At 68.1% G+C, this 20569-nt stretch carries 19 protein-coding genes; 13 read left to right on the top strand and 6 right to left on the bottom strand.

Annotated features, from left to right (window positions below; translation table 11 throughout):
- The first annotated feature begins 13 nt into the window (after nucleotides 1-13).
- The 9 genes from WIX39_RS16585 (at nucleotide 14) to WIX39_RS16545 (ending at nucleotide 9883) form a co-directional block, all read left to right on the top strand.
- Complete coding sequence (locus tag WIX39_RS16585; RefSeq protein WP_409195415.1) at nucleotides 14-652, top strand: LysE family translocator; 639 nt, start codon at nucleotides 14-16, stop codon at nucleotides 650-652.
- Nucleotides 653-731: 79 nt separating this feature from the next.
- On the top strand, nucleotides 732-1742 hold the full coding sequence (locus tag WIX39_RS16580) for a DUF3829 domain-containing protein (protein WP_409195414.1): 1011 nt from the start codon (nucleotides 732-734) through the stop codon (nucleotides 1740-1742).
- Between the two features lie 51 nt (nucleotides 1743-1793).
- Entirely contained in the window at nucleotides 1794-3014 is a 1221-nt protein-coding gene (dapC, locus tag WIX39_RS16575; RefSeq protein WP_409195413.1) for a succinyldiaminopimelate transaminase, read from the top strand.
- 40 nt (nucleotides 3015-3054) lie between these two features.
- Nucleotides 3055-3888: a 2,3,4,5-tetrahydropyridine-2,6-dicarboxylate N-succinyltransferase gene (dapD, locus tag WIX39_RS16570; RefSeq protein ID WP_081270524.1), complete on the top strand. Its 834-nt coding sequence runs from the start codon at nucleotides 3055-3057 to the stop codon at nucleotides 3886-3888.
- Nucleotides 3889-3952: 64 nt separating this feature from the next.
- Nucleotides 3953-5101, top strand: a complete 1149-nt coding sequence (locus tag WIX39_RS16565) for a PilT/PilU family type 4a pilus ATPase (RefSeq protein ID WP_285410251.1) — start codon at nucleotides 3953-3955, stop codon at nucleotides 5099-5101.
- Between the two features lie 30 nt (nucleotides 5102-5131).
- Nucleotides 5132-6322, top strand: coding sequence for a succinyl-diaminopimelate desuccinylase (gene dapE, locus WIX39_RS16560; protein ID WP_409195412.1), 1191 nt, complete (start codon nucleotides 5132-5134; stop codon nucleotides 6320-6322).
- Nucleotides 6319-7197, top strand: a complete 879-nt coding sequence (gene prmB / locus WIX39_RS16555) for a 50S ribosomal protein L3 N(5)-glutamine methyltransferase (protein ID WP_409195411.1) — start codon at nucleotides 6319-6321, stop codon at nucleotides 7195-7197. The genes dapE and prmB overlap by 4 nt, the downstream gene beginning before the upstream one ends.
- A gap of 170 nt (nucleotides 7198-7367) precedes the next feature.
- Nucleotides 7368-9350, top strand: a complete 1983-nt coding sequence (locus WIX39_RS16550; RefSeq protein ID WP_409195410.1) for an ABC-F family ATP-binding cassette domain-containing protein — start codon at nucleotides 7368-7370, stop codon at nucleotides 9348-9350.
- 29 nt (nucleotides 9351-9379) lie between these two features.
- Nucleotides 9380-9883 (top strand): hypothetical protein, encoded by a 504-nt coding sequence (locus tag WIX39_RS16545; RefSeq protein ID WP_081270519.1) that lies wholly within the window; start codon nucleotides 9380-9382, stop codon nucleotides 9881-9883.
- Here WIX39_RS16545 and WIX39_RS16540 read toward each other — a convergent pair.
- Together WIX39_RS16540 and WIX39_RS16535 are read right to left on the bottom strand one after the other, a co-directional pair.
- Nucleotides 9834-10070: a hypothetical protein gene (locus tag WIX39_RS16540; protein ID WP_155742639.1), complete on the bottom strand. Its 237-nt coding sequence runs from the start codon at nucleotides 10068-10070 to the stop codon at nucleotides 9834-9836. The two genes, WIX39_RS16545 and WIX39_RS16540, sit on opposite strands and share 50 nt — an antisense overlap.
- Nucleotides 10071-10074: 4 nt before the next feature.
- Entirely contained in the window at nucleotides 10075-10332 is a 258-nt protein-coding gene (locus WIX39_RS16535) for a helix-turn-helix domain-containing protein (protein ID WP_409195409.1), read from the bottom strand.
- Nucleotides 10333-10379: 47 nt separating this feature from the next.
- Here WIX39_RS16535 and WIX39_RS16530 point away from each other — a divergent pair, with 47 nt between their 5' ends.
- Nucleotides 10380-11096: a helix-turn-helix domain-containing protein gene (locus tag WIX39_RS16530; protein ID WP_285410246.1), complete on the top strand. Its 717-nt coding sequence runs from the start codon at nucleotides 10380-10382 to the stop codon at nucleotides 11094-11096.
- Nucleotides 11097-11294: 198 nt separating this feature from the next.
- Here the strand turns inward: WIX39_RS16530 and WIX39_RS16525 are convergent, their stop codons facing one another.
- The gene (locus WIX39_RS16525) at nucleotides 11295-11855 is read right to left on the bottom strand and encodes a fasciclin domain-containing protein (protein WP_409195408.1); all 561 of its coding nucleotides are present in this window, start codon (nucleotides 11853-11855) and stop codon (nucleotides 11295-11297) included.
- Nucleotides 11856-12112: 257 nt separating this feature from the next.
- On the opposite strand from WIX39_RS16525, the gene WIX39_RS16520 reads away from it, so the two are divergent.
- The 3 genes from WIX39_RS16520 (at nucleotide 12113) to WIX39_RS16510 (ending at nucleotide 18080) form a co-directional block, all read left to right on the top strand.
- Nucleotides 12113-13717 (top strand): efflux transporter outer membrane subunit, encoded by a 1605-nt coding sequence (locus WIX39_RS16520; RefSeq protein ID WP_409195407.1) that lies wholly within the window; start codon nucleotides 12113-12115, stop codon nucleotides 13715-13717.
- An 81-nt stretch (nucleotides 13718-13798) separates the two neighbouring features.
- The gene (locus WIX39_RS16515; protein ID WP_081270515.1) at nucleotides 13799-14977 is read left to right on the top strand and encodes an efflux RND transporter periplasmic adaptor subunit; all 1179 of its coding nucleotides are present in this window, start codon (nucleotides 13799-13801) and stop codon (nucleotides 14975-14977) included.
- 10 nt (nucleotides 14978-14987) lie between these two features.
- A complete protein-coding gene (locus tag WIX39_RS16510) occupies nucleotides 14988-18080 on the top strand; it encodes an efflux RND transporter permease subunit (RefSeq protein WP_285410242.1) in 3093 nt (1030 codons plus the stop codon).
- A 70-nt stretch (nucleotides 18081-18150) separates the two neighbouring features.
- Here WIX39_RS16510 and WIX39_RS16505 read toward each other — a convergent pair whose 3' ends face one another.
- From WIX39_RS16505 to prpF, 3 genes are all read right to left on the bottom strand, one after another.
- Entirely contained in the window at nucleotides 18151-18393 is a 243-nt protein-coding gene (locus WIX39_RS16505) for a hypothetical protein (RefSeq protein WP_409195406.1), read from the bottom strand.
- Between the two features lie 66 nt (nucleotides 18394-18459).
- Complete coding sequence (locus tag WIX39_RS16500) at nucleotides 18460-19323, bottom strand: isocitrate lyase/PEP mutase family protein (protein WP_409195405.1); 864 nt, start codon at nucleotides 19321-19323, stop codon at nucleotides 18460-18462.
- Nucleotides 19324-19361: 38 nt separating this feature from the next.
- Nucleotides 19362-20552, bottom strand: coding sequence for a 2-methylaconitate cis-trans isomerase PrpF (prpF, locus tag WIX39_RS16495; RefSeq protein WP_285410237.1), 1191 nt, complete (start codon nucleotides 20550-20552; stop codon nucleotides 19362-19364).
- Nucleotides 20553-20569 lie beyond the last annotated feature (17 nt).

The raw sequence follows: 20569 nt of genomic DNA, 5'->3' as shown, positions 1-20569 counted from the left end.
AAGGAAACCCGCGATGACGCTCGCCACCGCCCTGCTGTTCGCCATCGTGGCCTTCGCCGCCATCGCCACGCCCGGCCCCACGGTGCTGCTGGCGCTGAGCAACGGATCGCGGCACGGCGTGCGGCGCGCGCTGCCGGGCATGCTCGGCGCGGTGCTTTCCGACTTCGTGCTGGTGGGCGCCGTGGCGCTCGGGCTCGGCGCGCTGCTGGCGGCGTCGGAGTTCTGGTTCTCGATGCTGAAGTGGGTCGGCGCGGTGTACCTGGCATGGCTGGGCCTGCGCATGCTGCGCTCCAAGGGCGGCTTGCACCTGCCGGCGGCCGATTCCGCCGCATCGGTGACGGCGGGCGAAAGCCGCCGGATCTTCTTCAAGTCCTTCCTGGTGGCGGTGACCAACCCGAAGGGCTACATCTTCTGCTCGGCGCTGTTGCCGCAGTTCATCGATCCTTCGGCTGCGCAGGCACCGCAGTACCTGATCATTGCGCTGATATTCGCGGGCCTGGACATGGCCGTGATGCTGGCCTATGCCTTCGTCGGCGCCCGCGCGATCCGGCTTCTGACCGTGTCGGCCACCCGCTGGATCGACCGCGCCTGCGGCGGCATGCTGCTGGCGCTGGCCGGTTCGCTGGCCTTCTACCGGCGCAGCGCGGCCTGAGCGCCCCTGCCCCCCCAATGTTCCCGCCTGGCCGGCCAGGCATGTCTGCGCGTTTCTTTTTAACGGAGGAGAAGAAAGAATGAATCACTGGAACTGGAAAACTGCCCTGGGCGCGTCGCTCTTCGCGGCATCGGCACTGCTGGCCGGCTGCGGCGACAAGACGGCACCGGCCGACAAGACAGGCGCGGCCCCGCAGGCCAAAGCCGCGCCCGCCGACACCGAGCAGCAGCAGATCGAGAAATACAACATCTACGTCGACGTATCGAACAACCTGCGCACCTCCTTCCAGCAGGCGCGCGAGGAATACATCGCGCAACAGGTTCCGCTGCTGCAGGCCAAGGCGCCGCTGACCAGCCTGCGCATCCAGAACGACATCCTGATCGACCGCTCGGCGAAGAAGCTCGACACGGCCGCGGCCATCGGCGTGCCGATGCCAGAGATCGATGAATCGGCCAAGGCGTTTTCCGCCGCGCTCAAGGTGCTTTCGCCGCTGAGCCGCGAGCTCAACAACTATGCCAACTCCAAGGGCTACCTTGCCGACAACGGCGACAAGGCCCGCCAGATGAACACCGACTACCTGGCCGCGCTCACCAGCGTCGCGAAGGCCGAGGCCGCGTTCGACGACGGCCTGAGCGCCCGCGACCGGGCGCTGACCAAGGAGGCCTTCGAGAAGGCTCCGAAAGACACCGCCGCCTACTACCGCGCCGGGCTCATCTACCACGGCAAGCTCAACCACGCCGACGCCAATGCGTTGTTCGAATCGCCCAACGACCCCAAGGCGCTGGCTGCCTTCGAGGCCTCGCTGGCGCTGGTGGCCCAGTCGGCCGAGGGCTGGAGCAGGAAGATGGGCGAGCAGTCGGCCAAGAGCGGCAAGGTCTGCGACGGCGGCATGCTGAAGATCAACGAGTTCATCGGCCAGTCGCGCTCGATGGCCAAGGACATCAAGGACGGCGTGTTCAAGCGCAAGGAAAGCGGTGCGATGGCACGGCTGCCGGCGCACATGCGCAGCTCCAGCATCGTCAACTCGGCCAACCGCTACAACCAGAACTTCGCGAACATGATCGGCCAGTTCAACCACCCGCTCTGCTGAAGCCCTGCCGGCCGCCATCGGCGGCCCGGGCTGTCGCCGATAATCCGGGCCATGAATCCCTTGCTCTCCAGGTTGCAGCCCTATCCCTTCGAGCGGCTGAAGCAACTGTTCGCGGGCGTCACGCCCAACCCCGAATTCCCCGCCATCAGCCTGGGAATCGGCGAACCCAAGCACGCCACGCCGGCGTTCATCAAGGAGGCGCTGAGCAACAGCCTGGGCGCGCTGGCGGCCTACCCGGCCACCGCCGGCGACCTGAAGCTGCGCACCGCCTTCACCGACTGGCTCCAGACCCGCTACAGCCTGGCGCTCGACCCGGCCACCCAGGTGCTGCCGGTCAACGGCTCGCGCGAGGCGCTGTTCTCGCTGGCCCAGACCGTGATCGACGCCACCGTGTCGCCGCAGCCGGTGGTGATCTCGCCCAATCCGTTCTATCAGATCTACGAGGGCGCGGCCCTGCTGTCGGGCGCCGAGCCGTACTACGCGCCGAGCATTCCCGCGCGCAATTTCGCGGTCGACTGGGACAGCGTGCCCGAAGCCGTCTGGGCACGCACCCAGCTGGTGTTCGTGTGCTCGCCGGGCAACCCGACCGGCGCGGTGATGTCGCTCGACGAATGGAAGAAGCTCTTCGCCCTGTCGGACCGCCATGGCTTCGTGATCGCGGCCGACGAGTGCTACAGCGAGATCTACTTCCGCGACGAGCCGCCGCTCAGCGGCCTGGAGGCCTCGGCGAAGCTGGGCCGGCCCGACTTCAGGAACCTGATCGCGCTGACCTCGCTTTCCAAGCGCAGCAACGTGCCCGGCCTGCGCAGCGGCTTCGTGGCCGGCGACGCGGCCATCATCAAGAAGTTCCTGCTCTACCGCACCTACCACGGCAGCGCCATGAGCGGCACCGTGGCGGCGGCCAGCATCGCCGCGTGGGGCGACGAGGCCCACGTGGTCGAGAACCGCGCCATGTACCGCGCCAAGTTCGCGGCCGTCACGCCGCTGCTCGAACCGGTGCTCGACGTGCGGCTGCCCGACGCCAGTTTCTACCTCTGGGCCGGCGTGCCCCAGGTGTGGGCTGGCGACGACGAAGCCTTCGCCCGTGCGCTCTACGCTCAATACAATGTCACGGTTCTGCCGGGCAGCTATCTGGCGCGCGACACCAGCCACAGCGCCAACCCCGGCCGGGGCCGCATCCGCATGGCGCTGGTGGCCGAGACGGCCGAGTGCGTCGAGGCCGCCGAGCGCATCGTCCGCTTCTGCAACGACAACACGGCCGGCCGCCGCTGAACCGCGCCCCGGCTCCCATTTTTCACACGAGACCTTCTCCATGACCCAGCAACTGCAACAAATCATCGACGCCGCGTGGGAAGACCGCGCCAACATCTCGCCATCCGCCTCGTCGGCCGAAGTGCGCGACGCCGTCGATCACGTCATCACCGAACTCAACAACGGCAAGCTGCGCGTGGCCACCCGCGAAGGCGTGGGCCAGTGGACCGTGCACCAGTGGATCAAGAAGGCCGTGCTGCTGTCGTTCCGCCTGAAGGACAACGAGCAGATCCAGGCCGGCTCGCTCGGCTTCTACGACAAGGTGCCGACCAAGTTCTCGCACCTGTCGGCCAGCGAGCTGAAGGAATCGGGCGTGCGCATCGTGCCGCCGGCCGTGGCCCGCCGCGGCAGCTACATCGCCAAGGGCGCGATCCTGATGCCCTCGTACGTGAACATCGGCGCCTACGTGGGCGAGGGCTCCATGGTCGACACCTGGGCCACCGTGGGTTCCTGCGCGCAGGTCGGTGCCAACGTGCACCTGTCGGGCGGCGTGGGCCTGGGCGGTGTGCTCGAGCCCCTGCAGGCCAACCCGACCATCATCGAGGACAACTGCTTCATCGGCGCGCGCTCCGAAGTGGTCGAAGGCGTGATCGTCGAAGAGAACTCGGTGCTCGGCATGGGCGTCTACATCGGCCAGAGCACCCCCATCTTCAACCGCGACACCGGCGAAATCTCCTACGGCCGCGTGCCGAGCGGCAGCGTGGTCATCAGCGGCAACCTGCCCAAGAAGACCAAGTCGGGCCAGGACTACAGCACCTACGCCGCGATCATCGTCAAGACGGTCGACGCGCAGACGCGCTCCAAGACCAGCCTGAACGACCTGCTGCGAGACTGACCGCTCCCCCCGGAGCGAGCGCCTTTCCGCCTGAGAGAACAACAGCACCCGAGGAGAGAGACCGATGAACATGATGGAGCGAATCCTTCGCCTGATGGCCGAGCGCAGGGCCTCCGACATCTATCTGTCGGCCCACTCCCCGGTGCTGATCCGCATCAACGGCAACTGCGTGCCCATCAACGCGCAGGTGCTGCCGCCCACGGCGCCGCTGGCGCTGCTGTCCGAGGTGGCGCCTCCCGAGCGCATCCAGGAACTGGAGAGCACCGGCGAGCTCAACATGGCGCTGGCCCTCGAGGGCACCGGCAACTACCGCATCAGCGCCATGCGCCAGCGCGGCTCCTATGCGGTGGTGGTGCGCTACATCAGCCACACCATTCCGCGCTTTGCCGACCTGAACCTGCCCGACATCCTGAAGACGCTCATCATGGAACGCCGCGGGCTGATCCTGATGGTGGGCGCCACGGGCGCGGGCAAGACCACCACGCTGGCCTCGATGCTGGACTACCGCAACGAGAACGCCAGCGGCCACATCATCACGGTCGAAGAGCCGATCGAGTTCACCTTCACCAACAAGAAGTCGGTGGTGAACCAGCGCGATGTGGGCAGCGACACCGCTTCGCTGCATGTCGCGCTGAAGAACGCGCTGCGCCAGGCGCCCGACGTGATCCAGATCGGTGAAATCCGCGACCGCGAGACCATGACGGCCGCCATCGCCTACGCGCAGTCGGGCCACCTGTGCGTGGCCACGCTGCACGCCAGCAACAGCTACCGCGCGCTCAACCGCATCCTGGGCTTCTACCCCGTCGAGGTGCGCGCCACGCTGCTGGGCGACCTGGGCGGCGCGCTGCGCGCCGTGATCTCGCAGCGCCTGCTGCGCACCCAGGCCGGCAGCCGGGTGCCCGCGGTCGAGGTCATGCTCAACACCGCGCTGGTGGCCGAACTCATCGAAAAAGGCGACTTCTCCGGCGTCAAGGAAGCCATGGAGAAGTCGATGGCCGAGGGCTCGCAGACCTTCGAGGAAGACATCGCCCGCCTCATCACCGAAGAGCGCGTGACCCGCGAAGAAGGCCTGGCCCAGGCCGACTCGCCCACCAACCTGCTGTGGCGCCTGCAGAACCGCGCCGCGCCCAAGGCGGCGGCCGACGACCGCAGCCTGACCGACCAGGTCGACGAACCCACCTTCACGGACATCACGCTCGACGTCCGCTTCTAGTTTCCAGCGCCCCTCTCTCCGCCCTCCGACATGTCCCGCACCCTCCAGCTCGTCGAACAACTCATCTCGCGTCCCTCGGTCACTCCCGACGACGCGGGCTGCCAGCAGATCCTCGGCGAACGGCTGGCGCAACTGGGCTTCACGCTGGAGACCATCGAGAGCGGCCCGGCGGACTTCCGCGTGACCAACCTCTGGGCCGTGCGCCGCCCGGCCAACGCCGCCGCCGCTACAAAGACGCTGGTGTTCGCCGGCCACACCGACGTGGTGCCCACCGGCCCCGTCGAGCAATGGACCAGCCACCCGTTCACGCCCACGCACCGCGACGGCAAGCTCTATGGCCGCGGCGCCTGCGACATGAAGACCTCGGTGGCCGCATTCGTCACCTCGATCGAAGAATTCCTGCAGGCCGTGCCGCAGCCCCGGCTCACCCTGGCCCTGCTGCTCACCAGCGATGAAGAAGGCCCCGGCGTCGACGGCACGGTCGTCGTCTGCAATGCGCTGGCCGCGCGCGGCGAGGTCATCGACTACTGCATCGTCGGCGAGCCCACGGCCGTGGAGCGCTGCGGCGACATGATCAAGAACGGCCGCCGCGGCACCATGAGCGGCAAGCTCACGGTCAAGGGCGTGCAGGGCCACATCGCCTACCCGCATCTGGCGAAGAACCCGGTGCACGCCGTGGCGCCCGCGCTGGCCGAGCTGGTGGCCATCAACGCCGCCGGCGGCTGGGACGCCGCGAGCAACCCCTACTTCCAGCCGACCAGCTGGCAGATCAGCAACTTCCACGCAGGCACCGGCGCGAGCAACGTGATCCCGGGCAGCGCGGTGATCGACTTCAACTTCCGCTTCTCGACCGAATCCACGCCCGAGTCGCTGCAGCAGCGCGTGCAAGCCGTGCTCGACGCGCACCAGGTCGACTGCACGCTGGCCTGGACCATCGGCGGCCTGCCCTTCCTGACCACGCCGGGCGAGCTCGTCACGGCCGTGCAGGGCGCCATCCGCGACGAGACCGGCATCGAGACCGAGCTGTCGACCAGCGGCGGCACCAGCGACGCGCGCTTCATCGCCAAGATCTGCAGGCAGGTGGTCGAACTCGGCCCGGTGAACGCCAGCATCCACAAGATCGACGAGCACATCGACGTGGCCGAGATCGAGACGCTGAAGAACATCTACGTGCGCACGCTGAAGCAACTCGATGCTGCGCTTGCCGCCCTTGCCGCATGAGCACCGTCATCGAGCTCATCGAATCGGGCGCTAACCAGCTCGAAGCCGCCGGCGTGGCTTTCGGTCACGGCACCGCCAACGCCTTCGACGAAGCCGCCTGGCTGGTGCTGTGGCGGCTGAAGCTGCCGCTGGACGACATCGACGCCGTGGCCGACAAACCCGTGTCGCCCGCCGACGCCGCCAAGGTGGCCGCGCTGATCGACGAGCGCATCGCCAGCCGCAAGCCCGCCGCCTACCTCACGAAAGAAGCGTGGCTGCAGGGCGTGCCCTTCTACGTGGACGAGCGCGCCATCGTGCCGCGCAGCTTCATCGCCGAGCTGATTGCCGACGGCAGCATCGACTACTGGCTGGGCGAGCACACCAGGCGCGTGCTCGACCTGTGCACCGGCAACGGCAGCCTGGCGGTGCTGGCCGCCCTCACCTATCCGGACGTGAGCGTGGACGCGGCCGACCTGTCGACCCCGGCGCTGGAGGTGGCGGCCATCAACGTCACCCGCCACCAGCTGGATGCGCGCGTCACGCTGATCGAGTCGGACGGGCTGAAGAACCTGCCCGGCCCCTACGACCTGGTGCTGTGCAACCCGCCCTACGTCAACAGCGCGAGCATGGCCGCGCTGCCCGCCGAATACCGCGCCGAGCCCGAACTGGCCCTGGCCGGCGGCGCCGACGGCATGGATTTCGTACGCCAGCTGTTCGCCGACGCGCCTTCGCGCATGAGCGAGCAGGCGGTGCTGGTGCTGGAAATCGGCAACGAGCGCGACTACTTCGAGGCGGCGTTTCCGCAGCTCGAGGTGGTATGGCTCGAAACCTCCGCGGGCGAAGACCAGGTGCTGCTCGTGACCCGGGCGGCCCTGGCGTCGCTCACCACGCCATGAGGGCCGGTGCCGGCGTGCGTTAGCTGCGCCAGTCCACGCCCCCCTTTCAGCCGCTTTCTCGCAGCAACTGGCTGCGAATCCCCCTTTACCGGGCGATTCCCCCGCGCCCAAGCCCCTTTTCGCCGAGCCGGAGGGGCCGGGCGGGATAATCGCCCCTACGGTTCTTTTTCATGATCACTCTCAAAAACGTCATTCTTCGCCGCAGCGCCAAGGTCCTGCTCGACGGCGCCACCGTCACCCTCAACCCCGGTGAAAAGGTCGGCCTGGTGGGGCGCAACGGCGCCGGCAAGTCGACCCTGTTCGCCCTGCTCAACGGCACGCTGCACGAAGACGGCGGCGATTTCTACGTGCCCAAGCAGTGGCGCATGGCCCAGGTGGCGCAGAACATGCCCGAGACGGACGAGTCGGCCACCGACTTCGTGGTCGGCGGCGACACCCGCCTCACCGAGCTGCGCGAGGCGCTCGCCACCATCGAGGCCGCCTACGCCGAGAACCCCGACGACGCCGACATCGGCATGCAGCTGGCCCATGCCTATACCGACCTGGCCGACGCCGGCGAGCACGACGCCGTGCCGCGCGCGCAGGCGCTGATCCTGGGCCTGGGCTTCAAGGCGCACGAGGTCGACGAGCCGGTCAACAGCTTCTCGGGTGGCTGGCGCATGCGCCTGCAGCTGGCCCGCGCGCTGATGTGCCCGAGCGACCTGCTGCTGCTCGACGAACCCACCAATCACCTGGACCTGGACGCCCTGGTCTGGCTCGAAGCCTGGCTGCAGAAGTACCCCGGCACCATGATCGTCATCAGCCACGACCGCGAGTTCCTCGACGCCGTGACCGACGTCACCCTGCACATCGCCAACGCCCAGCTCACGCGCTACGGCGGCAACTACAGCAAGTTCGAGGACATGCGCGCGCTGCAGATGGAGCAGCAGCAGCAGGCCTTCGTCAAGCAGCAGGACAAGATCGCCCACCTGCAGAAGTTCATCGACCGCTTCAAGGCCAAGGCCAGCAAGGCCAAGCAGGCGCAGAGCCGGGTCAAGGCGCTGGAGCGCATGGAGCGCGTGGCGCCGCTGCTGGCCGAAGCCGACTTCACCTTCGAGTTCAAGGAGCCCGGCAACATTCCCAACCCGATGCTGTCGATCACCAACGCGAGCTTCGGCTATGAGATCGAGAACGAAGAGCCCAAGACCATCCTGCGCGGCGTGAGCCGCTCGGTGCTGGCCGGGCAGCGCATCGGCATCCTGGGCGCCAACGGCCAGGGCAAGTCGACGCTGGTGAAGACCATCGCGCGCGAAATGGGCGCGCTGGCCGGCCAGGTGACCGAGGGCAAGGGCCTGAACATCGGCTACTTCGCGCAGCAGGAACTCGACGTGCTGCGCCCGCAGGACACCCCGCTCGAGCACATGGTGCGCATGGCGCGCGAGCTCGGCAGCAATGCCAAGGAAGCCACCGGCGAGCAGGCCCTGCGCGGCTTCCTGGGCAGCTTCAACTTCAGCGGCGACATGGTCAAGCAGCCCGTGGGCACCATGAGCGGCGGCGAAAAAGCCCGCCTCGTGCTCGCGATGATGGTGTGGCAGCGCCCCAACCTGCTGCTGCTGGACGAACCCACCAACCACCTGGACCTGGCCACCCGAGAGGCCCTGGCCGTGGCGCTGAACGAGTTCGAGGGCACGCTGATGCTGGTGAGCCACGACCGCGCGCTGCTGCGCTCGGTGTGCGACGAGTTCTGGCTGGTCGGCCGCGGCGTGGTCGGCGACTTCGACGGCGACCTGGACGACTACCAGCGCTACCTGCTCGACGAAGCCAAGCGCCTGCGCGAAGAAGCCAAGGTCGCCACGCGCGAGGCCGTCTCGGCGGCGGCCGCCGCACCGGTGGCCGCGCCCGCCGCGCCGCAGCAGCGCAAGCAGGACGCCCAGGAGCGCCAGCAGCGCAGCGACCAGGCCAAGCCGATCAAGCGCGAGATCGCCCAGATCGACGAACGCCTGGCCGCCGCCGGCACCGAGCGCGCCGCGCTCGAGGCTCGCATGAGCCAGCCGCTGCCTTCCGCCGAGATTGCCGAAGCCGGCAAGCGGCTGAAGGCACTGAACGACGAAATCGGCCGCCTCGAGGAGCGCTGGCTGGCCCTGTCGGACCAGCTCGAAGCGCTCGCGGCCTGACCCAACCTGGAACCTGAAAGGGGCACTGGATGCCGTCTGCCATCGAACTGGCCCGGGGTGACGAGAAGCTCGTCGCCGCCGTGCACCGCGCGCGCCGGCTGATCGGCCGCAAGGCCCTCATGGCGGCCGCGGCCAGCGCCGTGCCCCTGCCCGGCGTCGACTGGATGGCCGACGCGGCGCTGCTCTCGCGGCTGGTGCCGCAGATCAGCGCCGAGTTCGGCCTGTCGGTCACCCAGGTCGAACGGCTCGCGCCGCACCAGCGCGAGCGCATCCAGAAAGCCGCCACCACGGTGGGCGCCCTGCTGGTGGGGCGGCTGGTCACGCGCGACCTGCTGATCCGGCTGGCCAAGCATGCGGGCGTGCGCCTGACCGCCAAGCAGGCGACCAAATACGTTCCCATCGCCGGGCAGATCGTTTCGGCGGCGCTCGGCTATGCCGCGCTGCGCGCGCTGGGCGAGCAGCACATCAAGGACTGCGTGCGCGTCAGCGCCACTCTCGCCTTAACGCCGCCCGAACCGCACGCGAGCGCCTGAGCGCATCGCCGTCCAGCAGCACCATCGCGGCCTGCAGCGCACCGGCCAGGCCGAACACGCCCGCGCCCGAAAAGGCCGGCCTCGCGGCGCACAGCCCGTAGATCAAGGACAAGGCCGACAGCAGCGCCAGCAGCACGCACAACACGCGGTCGAGGCGCGGCCCCGACGGCAATGGAAGGCGGCGCACCGCTTCACTCGCCGGCCCGCTTGCGCGGCGTGTAGACCCGGGCCGGCTGCACGAGCTGGCCCGTCACCTCCTGCTCATAGACCTTCAACAGCGCCAGGTAGTGGCGCGACATCACGTCGCGCACCCGCCCGAGGCCGATCTTGCTGATCGTCGGTTGCGGAATACCTGTTCTCGCCTCGATCTGCTTCTGCGTGAGCCCCATGGCTCTCAGCGCCTGTACCAACTCGCGTGGTTTCACGGCAATTTCCTCCCTGTTTTTCATATTCTAGAGTCCACTCAGAATATTCATTTGAGCTTAAATCCCGGCGCATGGACAGCATTGCCAGCCGCGCCCTTGCAGCGCGCAAATTCGCGAAGATGACGCAGAAGCAGGCGGAAGCCGTGTCGGGCGTCAAGCAGTCGAGCATTTCGAAGATCGAGCGCGGCGACACCAGCCGTTCGATGAGCGTGCTCGCACTGGCGCGCGCCTACCGTGCCGACCCGAACTGGCTCGACACCGGCGACGGCCCCGCGCCCTGGGACGAAGACCAGGTCCGCCCCGCACGGGACCGGGCCAACGAGCCGCCCGGCCCTTACCGCGTGACCCGCACGCCGCCCGCGGGCCCTTCGTACAACCCGCGCACCCCGCAGACCGTGCCGCTCATCGAGTGGACGGATGCCGCACGCTGGGACAGCCGCGAAGTTTCGGACCAGCCCCGGGCCGAGCGCTGGATTCCGTGCATCGCCCACCACAGCCTGCAGACCTACGCGCTGCGCATGCGCGGCGACAGCATGACCGCGCCCAGCGGCCACCTCAAGAGCTACCCCGCCGAGTCGATCATCTTCGTCGACACCCAGCTCAGAACGCCGGCCGACGGCGAGCGCATCGTCGCCAGGCTGGAGGACACCGGCGAAGTCACCTGCAAGGTCTACAAGGAAGAAGACGGGCGCCGCTGGCTGCTGCCGCTGAACCCGAGGCACGAGCCCATACGCACCGCCTTCACCGTGCTGGGCACGGTCATCGGCAAATGGGAAGACGAGGACTGACCGCGCTGGCCGCCCTGGCCACGCGAGGCGCGGGCAAAAAAAAGCCCGCACGAAGGCGGGCTTCAAGGTGACCTGCTGGAGGAGGGAGGATCAGAGGATTGCAGGCCACAGGGAGAAACTTGAATATCGCTTGCGAACCTGCTTGCAACCTGACCTCGCCGGAATCTAATTTCCGGCTAATTGTTCTCCCGCGCTGCCTTACTTGGGCAGCAGCACCTTGTTCACGACGTGGATCACGCCGTTCGACTGGTAGACGTTGGGGATCGTCACCGTGGCGGTACCGCCCTTTTCGTCGGTGATCATGATCTTGCCGCCCTTTTCCTTGGCCACGAGCACGCCGCCGGCCACGGTCTTCAGCTCGGCGGAGCCCTTGCCGGCCTTGATTTCCTTCTTGAGCTCGGCCGCGTCGAGCTTGCCCGACACCACGTGGTAGGTCAGCACGCCGGTCAGCGCGTCCTTGTTCTCGGGCTTGAGCAGGGTGTCGACGGTGCCGGCCGGCAAGGCGGCGAAGGCCGCGTTGGTGGGAGCGAACACGGTGAACGGGCCCGGGCCCTTGAGGGTGTCGACCAGGCCCGCGGCCTTGACGGCGGCCACCAGCGTGGTGTGGTCCTTCGAATTGACGGCGTTGTCGATGATGTCCTTGGTCGGCAGCATCGGTGCACCGCCCACCATGACCGATGCCGCGATGGCCGAAACGGCACCGGCGGATATGGCGAATGCGAGAGTGACGGCTGCGAGACGATGAAGTTTGCGTTGCATGGAAATGCTCCAGGTTGTTGAATGGACCCCCGTGAAAATCGCGGCGGCTGCGATCAGTACGGCGCCACGTGCACAACAGATTCGGCCCGGGCGATAAAAAAGCCGGCCGCGTCCGCCCGCACTTGACGCCGCGCCGATGCATTTCGCGCCGGGTAATACCAATTTCGTCGCGCCGGCCTCGCGGCATGAAGCGATTGCTGCGAGATTCACGAAAGAGTCAGGTCTCCCGGCGTTTCCGGGTGTACAACCGCTGCCCCATGCATATCCAAGAAAACAAAGCGTCGGAGGATCACCCCGTCGAGCCGCGCGCGGTTGCTGCGCGCCGGCTCGCCAGGTGGCCCGTTCAAGGTGCCCTGCTCGGCACCGCCCTGCTGCTGGGCGCCTGCGCGGTCGGCCCGGACTTCAAGCCCCCGGAGCTGCCCGCCGCCGCCCAGGGCCCTGACTACACGCCCGCGCCGGTGCCCGCGCGCACGGCGCAGGCCGAAGGCCCGTCCGGCCAGGCACAGGAGCTGGTGGCCGGCCGCGACATTCCGGCCCAGTGGTGGGACGTGTTCCGCTCCGAGCCGCTCGATCAGCTGATCCGCGCATCGCTGGCCCAGAGCCCCACGCTCGCGTCGGCCCAGGCTGCGCTGCGCCAGGCCGAGGCCACCTACGAGGCCAGGACCGGCAGCCTGTGGCCGCAGGTCTCGGCCCAGCTCGGCGCGCAGCGCGAGCGCGCTTCCGAAATCACAAGCCAGGTGCCCGGCGGCCAGTTGCTCACGCTGTACAACGCCAGCGTCAACGTCTCCTACAACCTCGACGTGTTCGGCGGCACGCGCCGCCAGATAGAAGGCGCGCAGGCCGCCGTCGACACGCAGCGCTACCAGGTGGAGGCGGTGTACCTTACGCTCACCTCCAATCTGGTGACCACCGCCATCCGCGAGGCCTCGCTGCGCGCGCAGCTGCAGGCCACGCGCGAAGTGCTGCAGGCGCAGACCGAGCAGCTCAACGTGATCGAAAAGCAGTTCGACACCGGCGCGATCCCAAAGTCGATCGTGCTGCAGCAGCGCACGCAGGTGGCGCAGACCCAGGCCACCCTGCCGCCCATCGAGAAGGCGCTGGCGCAAACCCGCCACCAGCTCGCGGTGTTCGCCGGCCGGCTGCCGTCCGAGGCGGGCCTGCCCGAATTCGACCTCGCCAGCCTCACGCTGCCGCAGGCGCTGCCGCTCTCGCTGCCGTCCGAACTCGCACGCCAGCGGCCCGACGTGCGCGCCAGCGAAGCGCAGCTGCACCAGGCCAGCGCGGCGGTCGGCGTGGCCACCGCCAACCTCTATCCGCAGATCCAGCTGAGCACGAGCTACGGCAACAACGCGCTGCGCGCGCGCGACCTGTTCACCGGCCCGACCACGCTGTGGAGCATCGGCGCCGGGCTCACGCAGCCGATCTTCAACGGCGGTGCACTGCGCGCGCAGCAACGCGCCGCGGTGGCGGCCTACGACTCGGCGGCGGCGCAGTACCGCAACACCGTGCTCGGCGCCTTCCAGAACGTGGCCGACGCGCTGCGCGCACTGGAGCTGGACGCCGTCGCGCTGCAGAACCAGGCCGCGGCCGAATCGCTCGCCAGGCAGTCGCTCGACCTGTCGACCGCGCAGTTCCGCGCCGGCGCGGTGAGCTACGTCACGCTGCTCACCGCGCAGCAGGCCTGGCTGCAGACGCACACCGCGCTGGTGCAGGCGCAGGCCGCGCGCTATGCCGACACCGCCGCGCTCTTCCAGGCGCTGGGCGGCGGCTGGTGGAACCGCGCCGAGCTGGCCAACGCGACCTTGGCGCCGACCGTGCCCGCGACGCCCGCTGCGGCAACCGCGGCCCCGGTCCGCAACTGACCCCATCGACCCCGCGACGGCACCCCACTCCCCTGCCGCCGCGCCCAACCCCTCATCCATAACTCGAAGAGAAGCCTACCCATGACCCGGAGAATGATCATCATGATCGGCTGCGTGCTGCTGCTGGTCGCCGCGCTGGCGCTCGGCAAGTTCCTGCAGATCCGCGCGCTGATTGCGGCCGTGCCCAAGCCGGGTCCGCAGACCGTGTCGACCGCCGAAGTGCAGAAGCTGCAGTGGCAGTCGCAGTTCACCGCCGTCGGCACGCTCAACCCGGTGCGCGGCGCCGACCTGAGCACCGAAGTCGCGGGCCTGGTGCGCACCGTGCATTTCAAGTCGGGCCAGGACGTGAAGGCCGGCGCGCTGCTGGTCGAGCTCAACGCCGATTCCGACATCGCCCTGCTGCACTCCGCCGAAGCCGCCGCCGCGCAGGCCGCCACCGTGCTCAAGCGCGACCAGGCGCAGCTCGCGGTGCAGGCCGTGAGCCAGGCGCAGATCGACGCCGACACCAACGACCTGAAGGCCAAGCGCGCGCAGGTGGAGCAGCAGGCCGCCGTCGTGGCCAAGAAGTCGATCCGCGCGCCCTTCGCGGGCCGCCTGGGCATCAGCGGGCTCAACCCCGGACAGTACGTGAACGCCGGCGACAAGCTGGTCACGCTGCAGACGCTGGACCCGATCTACGTCGACTTCACGCTGCCGCAGCAGCAGCTCGCAGGGCTCGCGGTCGGCCAGGTGGTGAACCTCACGGTCGACACCTTCCCGGGCCAGGGCTTCAGCGGCAAGATCAACGCGATCAGCCCCAAGGTGGACGCCGCCACGCGCAACGTGCAGGTCGAGGCCACCATCGCCAACCCCAGGCAGGTGCTGCTGCCGGGCATGTTCGCGAACGTGAAGATCGACATCGGCGGCATGCAGGAATACCTGACGCTGCCCTCCACCGCCGTGACCTACAACCCCTATGGCTCGACCGTGTACGTGGTGAAGCCGGCCGATCCGCCCAAGGCCGGCGCGCCCGGCACGCCAGGCACGCCGGCACCGGCGAGCGCCACCGACGCCTCCGGCAAGCCCCAGCTCGTGGCGCAGCAGATCTTCATCGAGACCGGCCCGACGCGCGGCGACCAGATCGCCATCGTCAAGGGCCTGCAAGCCGGCCAGGTGGTGGTGAGCAGCGGGCAGAACAAGCTGAAGAACGGCACGCCGGTCACGGTGGACAACAGCGTCAAGCCATCCAACGACCCGGCGCCGACGCCGCAGGAAAAGTGAGGCCCCGCGCATGAACTTCACCGACATCTTCATCCGCCGGCCGGTGCTGGCGATGGTGGTGAGCCTGCTGATCGTGGTGCTGGGGCTGCGTGCGCTGGCGGGCCTGCCCGTCAACCAGTACCCCAAGACCGAGAACGGCGTGGTCACCATCAGCACCGCCTACTACGGCGCGGACGCGGCCACGGTCGCGGGCTTCATCACGCAGCCGCTCGAAGCCGCCGTGTCGCAGGCGCAGGGCATCGACTACCTGTCGTCATCGAGCAGCCTGGGCGTGTCGACCATCACCGCCACGCTGCGGCTGAACTACGACTCCAACCGCGCGCTGACCGAGATCAACACGCAGGTCAACTCCGTGCGCAACCAGCTGCCGCCGCAGGCGCAGCAGCCGGTGCTCACGGTGGCCACGGGCCAGACGACCGACGCGATGTACATCGGCTTCTACAGCGACACGCTGCCCAACAACAACGTGACCGACTTCCTGGTGCGCGTGGTGCAGCCCAAGCTGAACGCCATTGCGGGCGTGCAGACCGCGGAAATCCTGGGTGCGCGCACCTTCGCGCTGCGCGCCTGGCTGGACGCGCAGAAGATGGCCGCCTTCGGCGTGACCGCCACCGACGTGAGCGCGGCGCTCTCGGCCAACAACTACCTGGCCGCCGTCGGCCAGAGCAAGGGCCAGATGGTGAGCGTGCCGCTCACGGCCGGCACTTCGCTGCACAGCGTGGACGAGTTCAAGCAGCTGTCCATCAAGAGCAGCAACGGCGCCATCGTGCGGCTGCAGGACGTGGCCAACGTGACGCTGGGCTCGGAGAACTACGACTTCAACGTGGCGTTCAACGGCGTGCGCTCGGTGTTCATCGGCATCAAGGTCGCGCCCGAGGCCAACATCCTGGACGTGGCCAAGCAGGTGCGCACCGTGTTCCCCGACCTGCAGTCGCAGTTGCCCTCGGGGCTGACGGGCAAGATCGTCTATGACTCGACCGACTTCATCAACACCTCCATCAGCGAAGTGATCAAGACGCTGGTCGAGGCGCTGGTGATCGTGACGGTGGTGATCTACCTGTTCCTGGGCAGCTTCCGCGCGGTGGTGGTGCCCGTCATTGCGATGCCGCTGTCGCTCATCGGCACCTTCTTCATCATGCTGGTGCTGGGCTACTCCATCAACCTGCTCACGCTGCTGGCGCTGGTGCTGGCGATCGGGCTGGTGGTGGACGACGCGATCATCGTGGTGGAGAACGTCGACCGGCACATGCGGGAGGGCAAGTCGCCCATGCAGGCCTCGCTGCTCGCGGCGCGGGAGCTGGGCGGGCCCATTCTTGCCATGACGGTGGTGCTGGTGGCGGTGTACGTGCCCATCGGCTTCCAGGGCGGGCTGACCGGATCGCTCTTCACCGAGTTCGCGTTCACGCTCGCCGGCTCGGTGGTGGTGTCGGGCATCGTGGCGCTCACGCTGTCGCCGATGATGTGCTCGCGCTTCTTCAAGCCCGAGCAGGACAGCGGCAAGTTCGCGATGAAGATCGAGCACATCTTCGAGCGGGTGCACCACCGCTACCAGCTCATCCTGCGCAGCGTGCTCAAGACCTGGCCGGTGATGATCGTCATGGGCGTGATCCTGGTGGCGCTGCTGTTCGTGATGTTCAAGATGTCGAAGTCGGAGCTCGCGCCCGAGGAAGACCAGGGCATCGTGCTGTCGCAGGTGGTGGGCGCGCCCACGGCCACCATCAACCAGATGCAGACGTACGCCGACCAGATCTTCAAGGTCGCGCACGACACGCCCGAATACGCGCAGCTGTTCCAGCTCACCGGCGTGCCCAGCACCAACGCGGGCATTGCCGGCGTGCTGCTCAAGCCCTGGGACGAGCGCACCCGCAGCGCGCACGACATCCAGACCGACCTGCAGAAGCGCTGGAACGGCATTGCCGGCGCCAAGGTGGTGGCCTTCCAGTTCCCGGCGCTGCCGGGCGCCTCGGGCCTGCCGGTGCAGTTCGTCATCAAGACGACCGAGCCGTTCGAGAACCTCAACACGCTCGCGCAGCAGGTCATGGACAAGGCGCGCGCCGACGGCAAGTTCTACTACATCGACGCCGACCTGAAGATCGACCTGCCGCAGGCCACCGTGGTGGTCGACCGCGACAAGATCGCCACGCTGGGCATCACCCAGCAGGACGTGGGCAACGCGATGGGCGCGGCGCTGGGCGGCGGCTACGTCAACTACTTCTCGATCTCGGGGCGCTCCTACAAGGTGATTCCGCAGGTGCAGCAGGTCGACCGGCTCAATCCGTCGGATGTGCTCAACTTCTACATCAAGACGCCCAACGGCGTGGTGCCCGCGAGCACCGTGGCGAGCCTGAAGTACTCGGTGCAGCCGGAAACGGTCAACCACTTCCAGCAGCTCAACTCGGTGACCATCCAGGGCGTGCCCAGCGGCACCCAGGGCGAGACGCTGGAGTACCTGCGCGGCGTGGTGCAGCAGCTGGCGCCGAGCGGCTATTCGGTGGACTACTCGGGCCAGTCGCGCCAATTCGTGCAGGAGTCGGGCAACTTCGCCGTCACCTTCGTGTTCGCGCTGATCATCGTGTTCCTGGCGCTGTCGGCGCAGTTCGAGAGCTTCCGCGACCCGGTGGTGATCCTGGTGTCGGTGCCGCTCGCGCTCTTCGGCGCCATGATCTTCATCTTCTGGGGCTTCGCCTCGATGAACATCTACACGCAGGTGGGCCTGGTGACGCTGATGGGCCTCATCAGCAAGCACGGCATCCTGATCGTCGAAGTGGCCAACCGGCTGCAGAAGCAGGGCCTGAGCAAGCTCGACGCCATCGTCGAGGCGGCCGGCACCCGGCTGCGCCCGATCCTGATGACCACGGCCGCGATGGTGTTCGGCGTGCTGCCGCTGGTGATTGCCTCGGGCGCGGGCGCCGCCGGCCGCAAGGCGATGGGCATCGTGATCTTCAGCGGGCTGTCGATCGGCACGCTGTTCACGCTGTTCGTGGTGCCCGCGATGTACTTGGCCATCGCGGCGCGGCACCAGAAGGAAGACAAGGAAGACGAAGAGAAACGCAACGCCAACGGCGCGCCCGCACTGCCGGGCAGCGTGGCGCCGGAGGCCTGAGCGCCGGGCTCATCCATTCATCCGGCATGAAGAAGCCCGCAGTCGAGAAGGCCGCGGGCTTTTTTTTGCTTCAGTCGCAGCGGTAGAACACCTCGCCCTCGGAAACGCGCCTGGCCGGGTCTTCCGCCCCCTGGTTGGCCAGGAAGCGCATCGGCGCGCCGAAGTTGCGGCAGTAGTTCTCGGCATCCTGCGCGGTCGGCGACTTGAAGACGCCGTTGCCGAGCGGTGTGTAGCGAGGCGCCGTGCGGGTGACGCAACCTGTGGCCAATGCCGCGGCCAGGACGAGGACGGGAAGAGAAATGGAGTTGCGCATCGGAAAGGTCGGTGGCCGCACGACGAGCCGGCCGGAGATGGGGAACGGGCGACTGTAGCCGCTTCCTCAGCTCGCGTAGCGCTTTTCGAGCGCGTCCAGCTCGGGCTTGCGCACCAGCCGCTGGCGCTCTGCGAAGGGCACGACCAGCGCCGGGTCTTCGTCCACGCGCCTGGTCTCGCGCAGCACCGTCAGCGCCTTCTGCATGCCCGCGACCGCGCCCTGCAGCGCCGCATTGGCGTACAGCACGATGCCGTAGCCCAGGCCGGCCAGTTCCTCGGCGCCGAAGATCGGCGTCTTGCCGCCGATCACCATGTTCATGAGCTGCGGCTTGTTCAGCCGCTTCGGCAGCGCGCGGATTTCGTCGGCCGTGGTCACGGCCTCCACGAACAGGATGTCGGCGCCGGCCTCGCTGAACTTCTGCGCACGCTCGATGGCGGCCTCGAAGCCCAGGGTGGCGGCTGCGTCGGTGCGGGCCATGATGAGCAGGTCGGCGTCGGTGCGCGCATCGACGGCGGCCTTGATCTTGTTCACCGCTTCCTCGGTGGAGATCACGTCCTTGCCCGAGAAATGGCCGCAGCGCTTGGGCGCGACCTGGTCCTCGAGCTGGATGCAGTCGGCGCCCGCGCGCTCGAGCACGCGCACCGTGTGGCGCACATTGAGCGCATTGCCGAAGCCGGTGTCGGCATCGACGATCAGCGGCAGGCCGACCGCGTCGCGGATGCGCGCGGTGTGGTCGGCGATTTCGTGCAGGCCCATGAAGCCCTGGTCGGGCAGGCCGAACCACATGTTGGTGACGCCCGCGCCGGTGACGTAGATGGCTTCGAAGCCCAGGTCTTCGATCACGCGCGCCGACAGTGCATTGAAGGCCCCCGGCACCAGCACGCCGCGGCGCGCCTCGGCCAGGGATCGGAGGGTCTTGCGAGTCGACATCGGTTTTTCCTGTGTATGAGTCGATGAAAAAGGAGAGGTCAGATGGCGTCGCCGGGCACGCGTACCCAGCCTTCCATCAGCACGCGGGCGCTGCGGCTCATGACCGCCTTGGTCACTTGCCATTCGCCGTCCACCTTGCTCGCCTGCGCACCCACGCGCAAGGTGCCCGAAGGATGACCGAAGCGCACGGCCTCGCGCTCGCCGCCGCCGGCCGCAAGGTTCACCAGCGTGCCCGGAATGGCGGCGGCCGTGCCGATGGCCACGGCCGCCGTGCCCATCATGGCGTGGTGCAGCTTGCCCATGGACAGCGCGCGCACCAGCAGGTCGACATCGCCCGCGCCCACCTGCTTGCCGCTGGAGGCGGTGTAGCACGCGGGCTTTGCCACGAACGCGACCTTGGGCGTGTGCTGCCGGCCGGCCGCTTCGCCGATGTGCCTGATGAGGCCCATGCGCACCGCGCCGTGGGCGCGTATGGCCTCGAACCTGGCCAGCGCGGCGGGGTCGCCGTTGATCGCGTCCTGCAGTTCGGTGCCGGTGTAGCCGATGGCTTCCGCATTGACGAAGATGGTCGGGATGCCGGCGTTGATCATCGTTGCCCGCAGCGTGCCGACGCCCGGAACCTCCAGTTCGTCGACAAGCTGGCCGGTGGGGAACATCGCACCGCCAGCGCCCTCTTCTTCCGCCGCGGGGTCCATGAATTCGAGCTGCACTTCGGCCGCCGGGAAGGTCACGCCGTCGAGTTCGAAGCCGCCGGTTTCCTGAACCTCGCCGTCGGTCATGGGCACGTGCGCCACGATGGTCTTGCCGATGTTGGCCTGCCAGATGCGCACCACCGCCACGCCGTTGCGCGGAACCCGCTCTGCGTCGATCAGGCTGTTGCTGATGGCGAAGGGCCCGACGGCGGCCGAGAGGTTGCCGCAGTTGCCGCTCCAGTCGACGAAGGGCTGGTCGATCGACACCTGGCCGAACAGGTAGTCCACGTCGTGGCCCGGCCGCTCGCTCTTCGAGAGGATGACCGTCTTGCTCGTGCTCGAGGTGGCGGCGCCCATGCCGTCGATCTGCTTGCCGTAGGGGTCGGGGCTGCCGATGACGCGCAGCAGCAGTGCGTCGCGCGCCTTGCCGGGCACCCGGGCCGCCTCGGGCAGGTCCTGCAGGCGGAAGAACACGCCCTTGCTGGTGCCGCCGCGCATGTAGGTGGCGGGAATCCTGATCTGTGGTGCGGAAGCCATGATGCGTGTGATTGTCG

Source organism: Variovorax sp. AB1(2024), from assembly GCF_037482385.2.
Classification (GTDB): Bacteria; Pseudomonadota; Gammaproteobacteria; order Burkholderiales; family Burkholderiaceae_C; genus Variovorax.
This window is presented reverse-complemented; position numbering and strand designations above follow the sequence as displayed.

Bases quoted from the DNA above. Each gene is read 5' to 3' on its own strand.
- WIX39_RS16585 (WP_409195415.1), top strand. From the start codon at position 14: ATGACGCTCGCCACCGCCCTGCTGTTCGCCATCGTGGCCTTCGCCGCC.
- WIX39_RS16580 (WP_409195414.1), top strand. From the start codon at position 732: ATGAATCACTGGAACTGGAAAACTGCCCTGGGCGCGTCGCTCTTCGCG.
- dapC (WP_409195413.1), top strand. From the start codon at position 1,794: ATGAATCCCTTGCTCTCCAGGTTGCAGCCCTATCCCTTCGAGCGGCTG.
- dapD (WP_081270524.1), top strand. From the start codon at position 3,055: ATGACCCAGCAACTGCAACAAATCATCGACGCCGCGTGGGAAGACCGC.
- WIX39_RS16565 (WP_285410251.1), top strand. From the start codon at position 3,953: ATGAACATGATGGAGCGAATCCTTCGCCTGATGGCCGAGCGCAGGGCC.
- dapE (WP_409195412.1), top strand. From the start codon at position 5,132: ATGTCCCGCACCCTCCAGCTCGTCGAACAACTCATCTCGCGTCCCTCG.
- prmB (WP_409195411.1), top strand. From the start codon at position 6,319: ATGAGCACCGTCATCGAGCTCATCGAATCGGGCGCTAACCAGCTCGAA.
- WIX39_RS16550 (WP_409195410.1), top strand. From the start codon at position 7,368: ATGATCACTCTCAAAAACGTCATTCTTCGCCGCAGCGCCAAGGTCCTG.
- WIX39_RS16545 (WP_081270519.1), top strand. From the start codon at position 9,380: ATGCCGTCTGCCATCGAACTGGCCCGGGGTGACGAGAAGCTCGTCGCC.
- WIX39_RS16535 (WP_409195409.1), bottom strand. From the start codon at position 10,332: ATGAAAAACAGGGAGGAAATTGCCGTGAAACCACGCGAGTTGGTACAG.
- WIX39_RS16530 (WP_285410246.1), top strand. From the start codon at position 10,380: ATGGACAGCATTGCCAGCCGCGCCCTTGCAGCGCGCAAATTCGCGAAG.
- WIX39_RS16525 (WP_409195408.1), bottom strand. From the start codon at position 11,855: ATGCAACGCAAACTTCATCGTCTCGCAGCCGTCACTCTCGCATTCGCC.
- WIX39_RS16520 (WP_409195407.1), top strand. From the start codon at position 12,113: ATGCATATCCAAGAAAACAAAGCGTCGGAGGATCACCCCGTCGAGCCG.
- WIX39_RS16515 (WP_081270515.1), top strand. From the start codon at position 13,799: ATGACCCGGAGAATGATCATCATGATCGGCTGCGTGCTGCTGCTGGTC.
- WIX39_RS16510 (WP_285410242.1), top strand. From the start codon at position 14,988: ATGAACTTCACCGACATCTTCATCCGCCGGCCGGTGCTGGCGATGGTG.
- WIX39_RS16505 (WP_409195406.1), bottom strand. From the start codon at position 18,393: ATGCGCAACTCCATTTCTCTTCCCGTCCTCGTCCTGGCCGCGGCATTG.
- WIX39_RS16500 (WP_409195405.1), bottom strand. From the start codon at position 19,323: ATGTCGACTCGCAAGACCCTCCGATCCCTGGCCGAGGCGCGCCGCGGC.
- prpF (WP_285410237.1), bottom strand. From the start codon at position 20,552: ATGGCTTCCGCACCACAGATCAGGATTCCCGCCACCTACATGCGCGGC.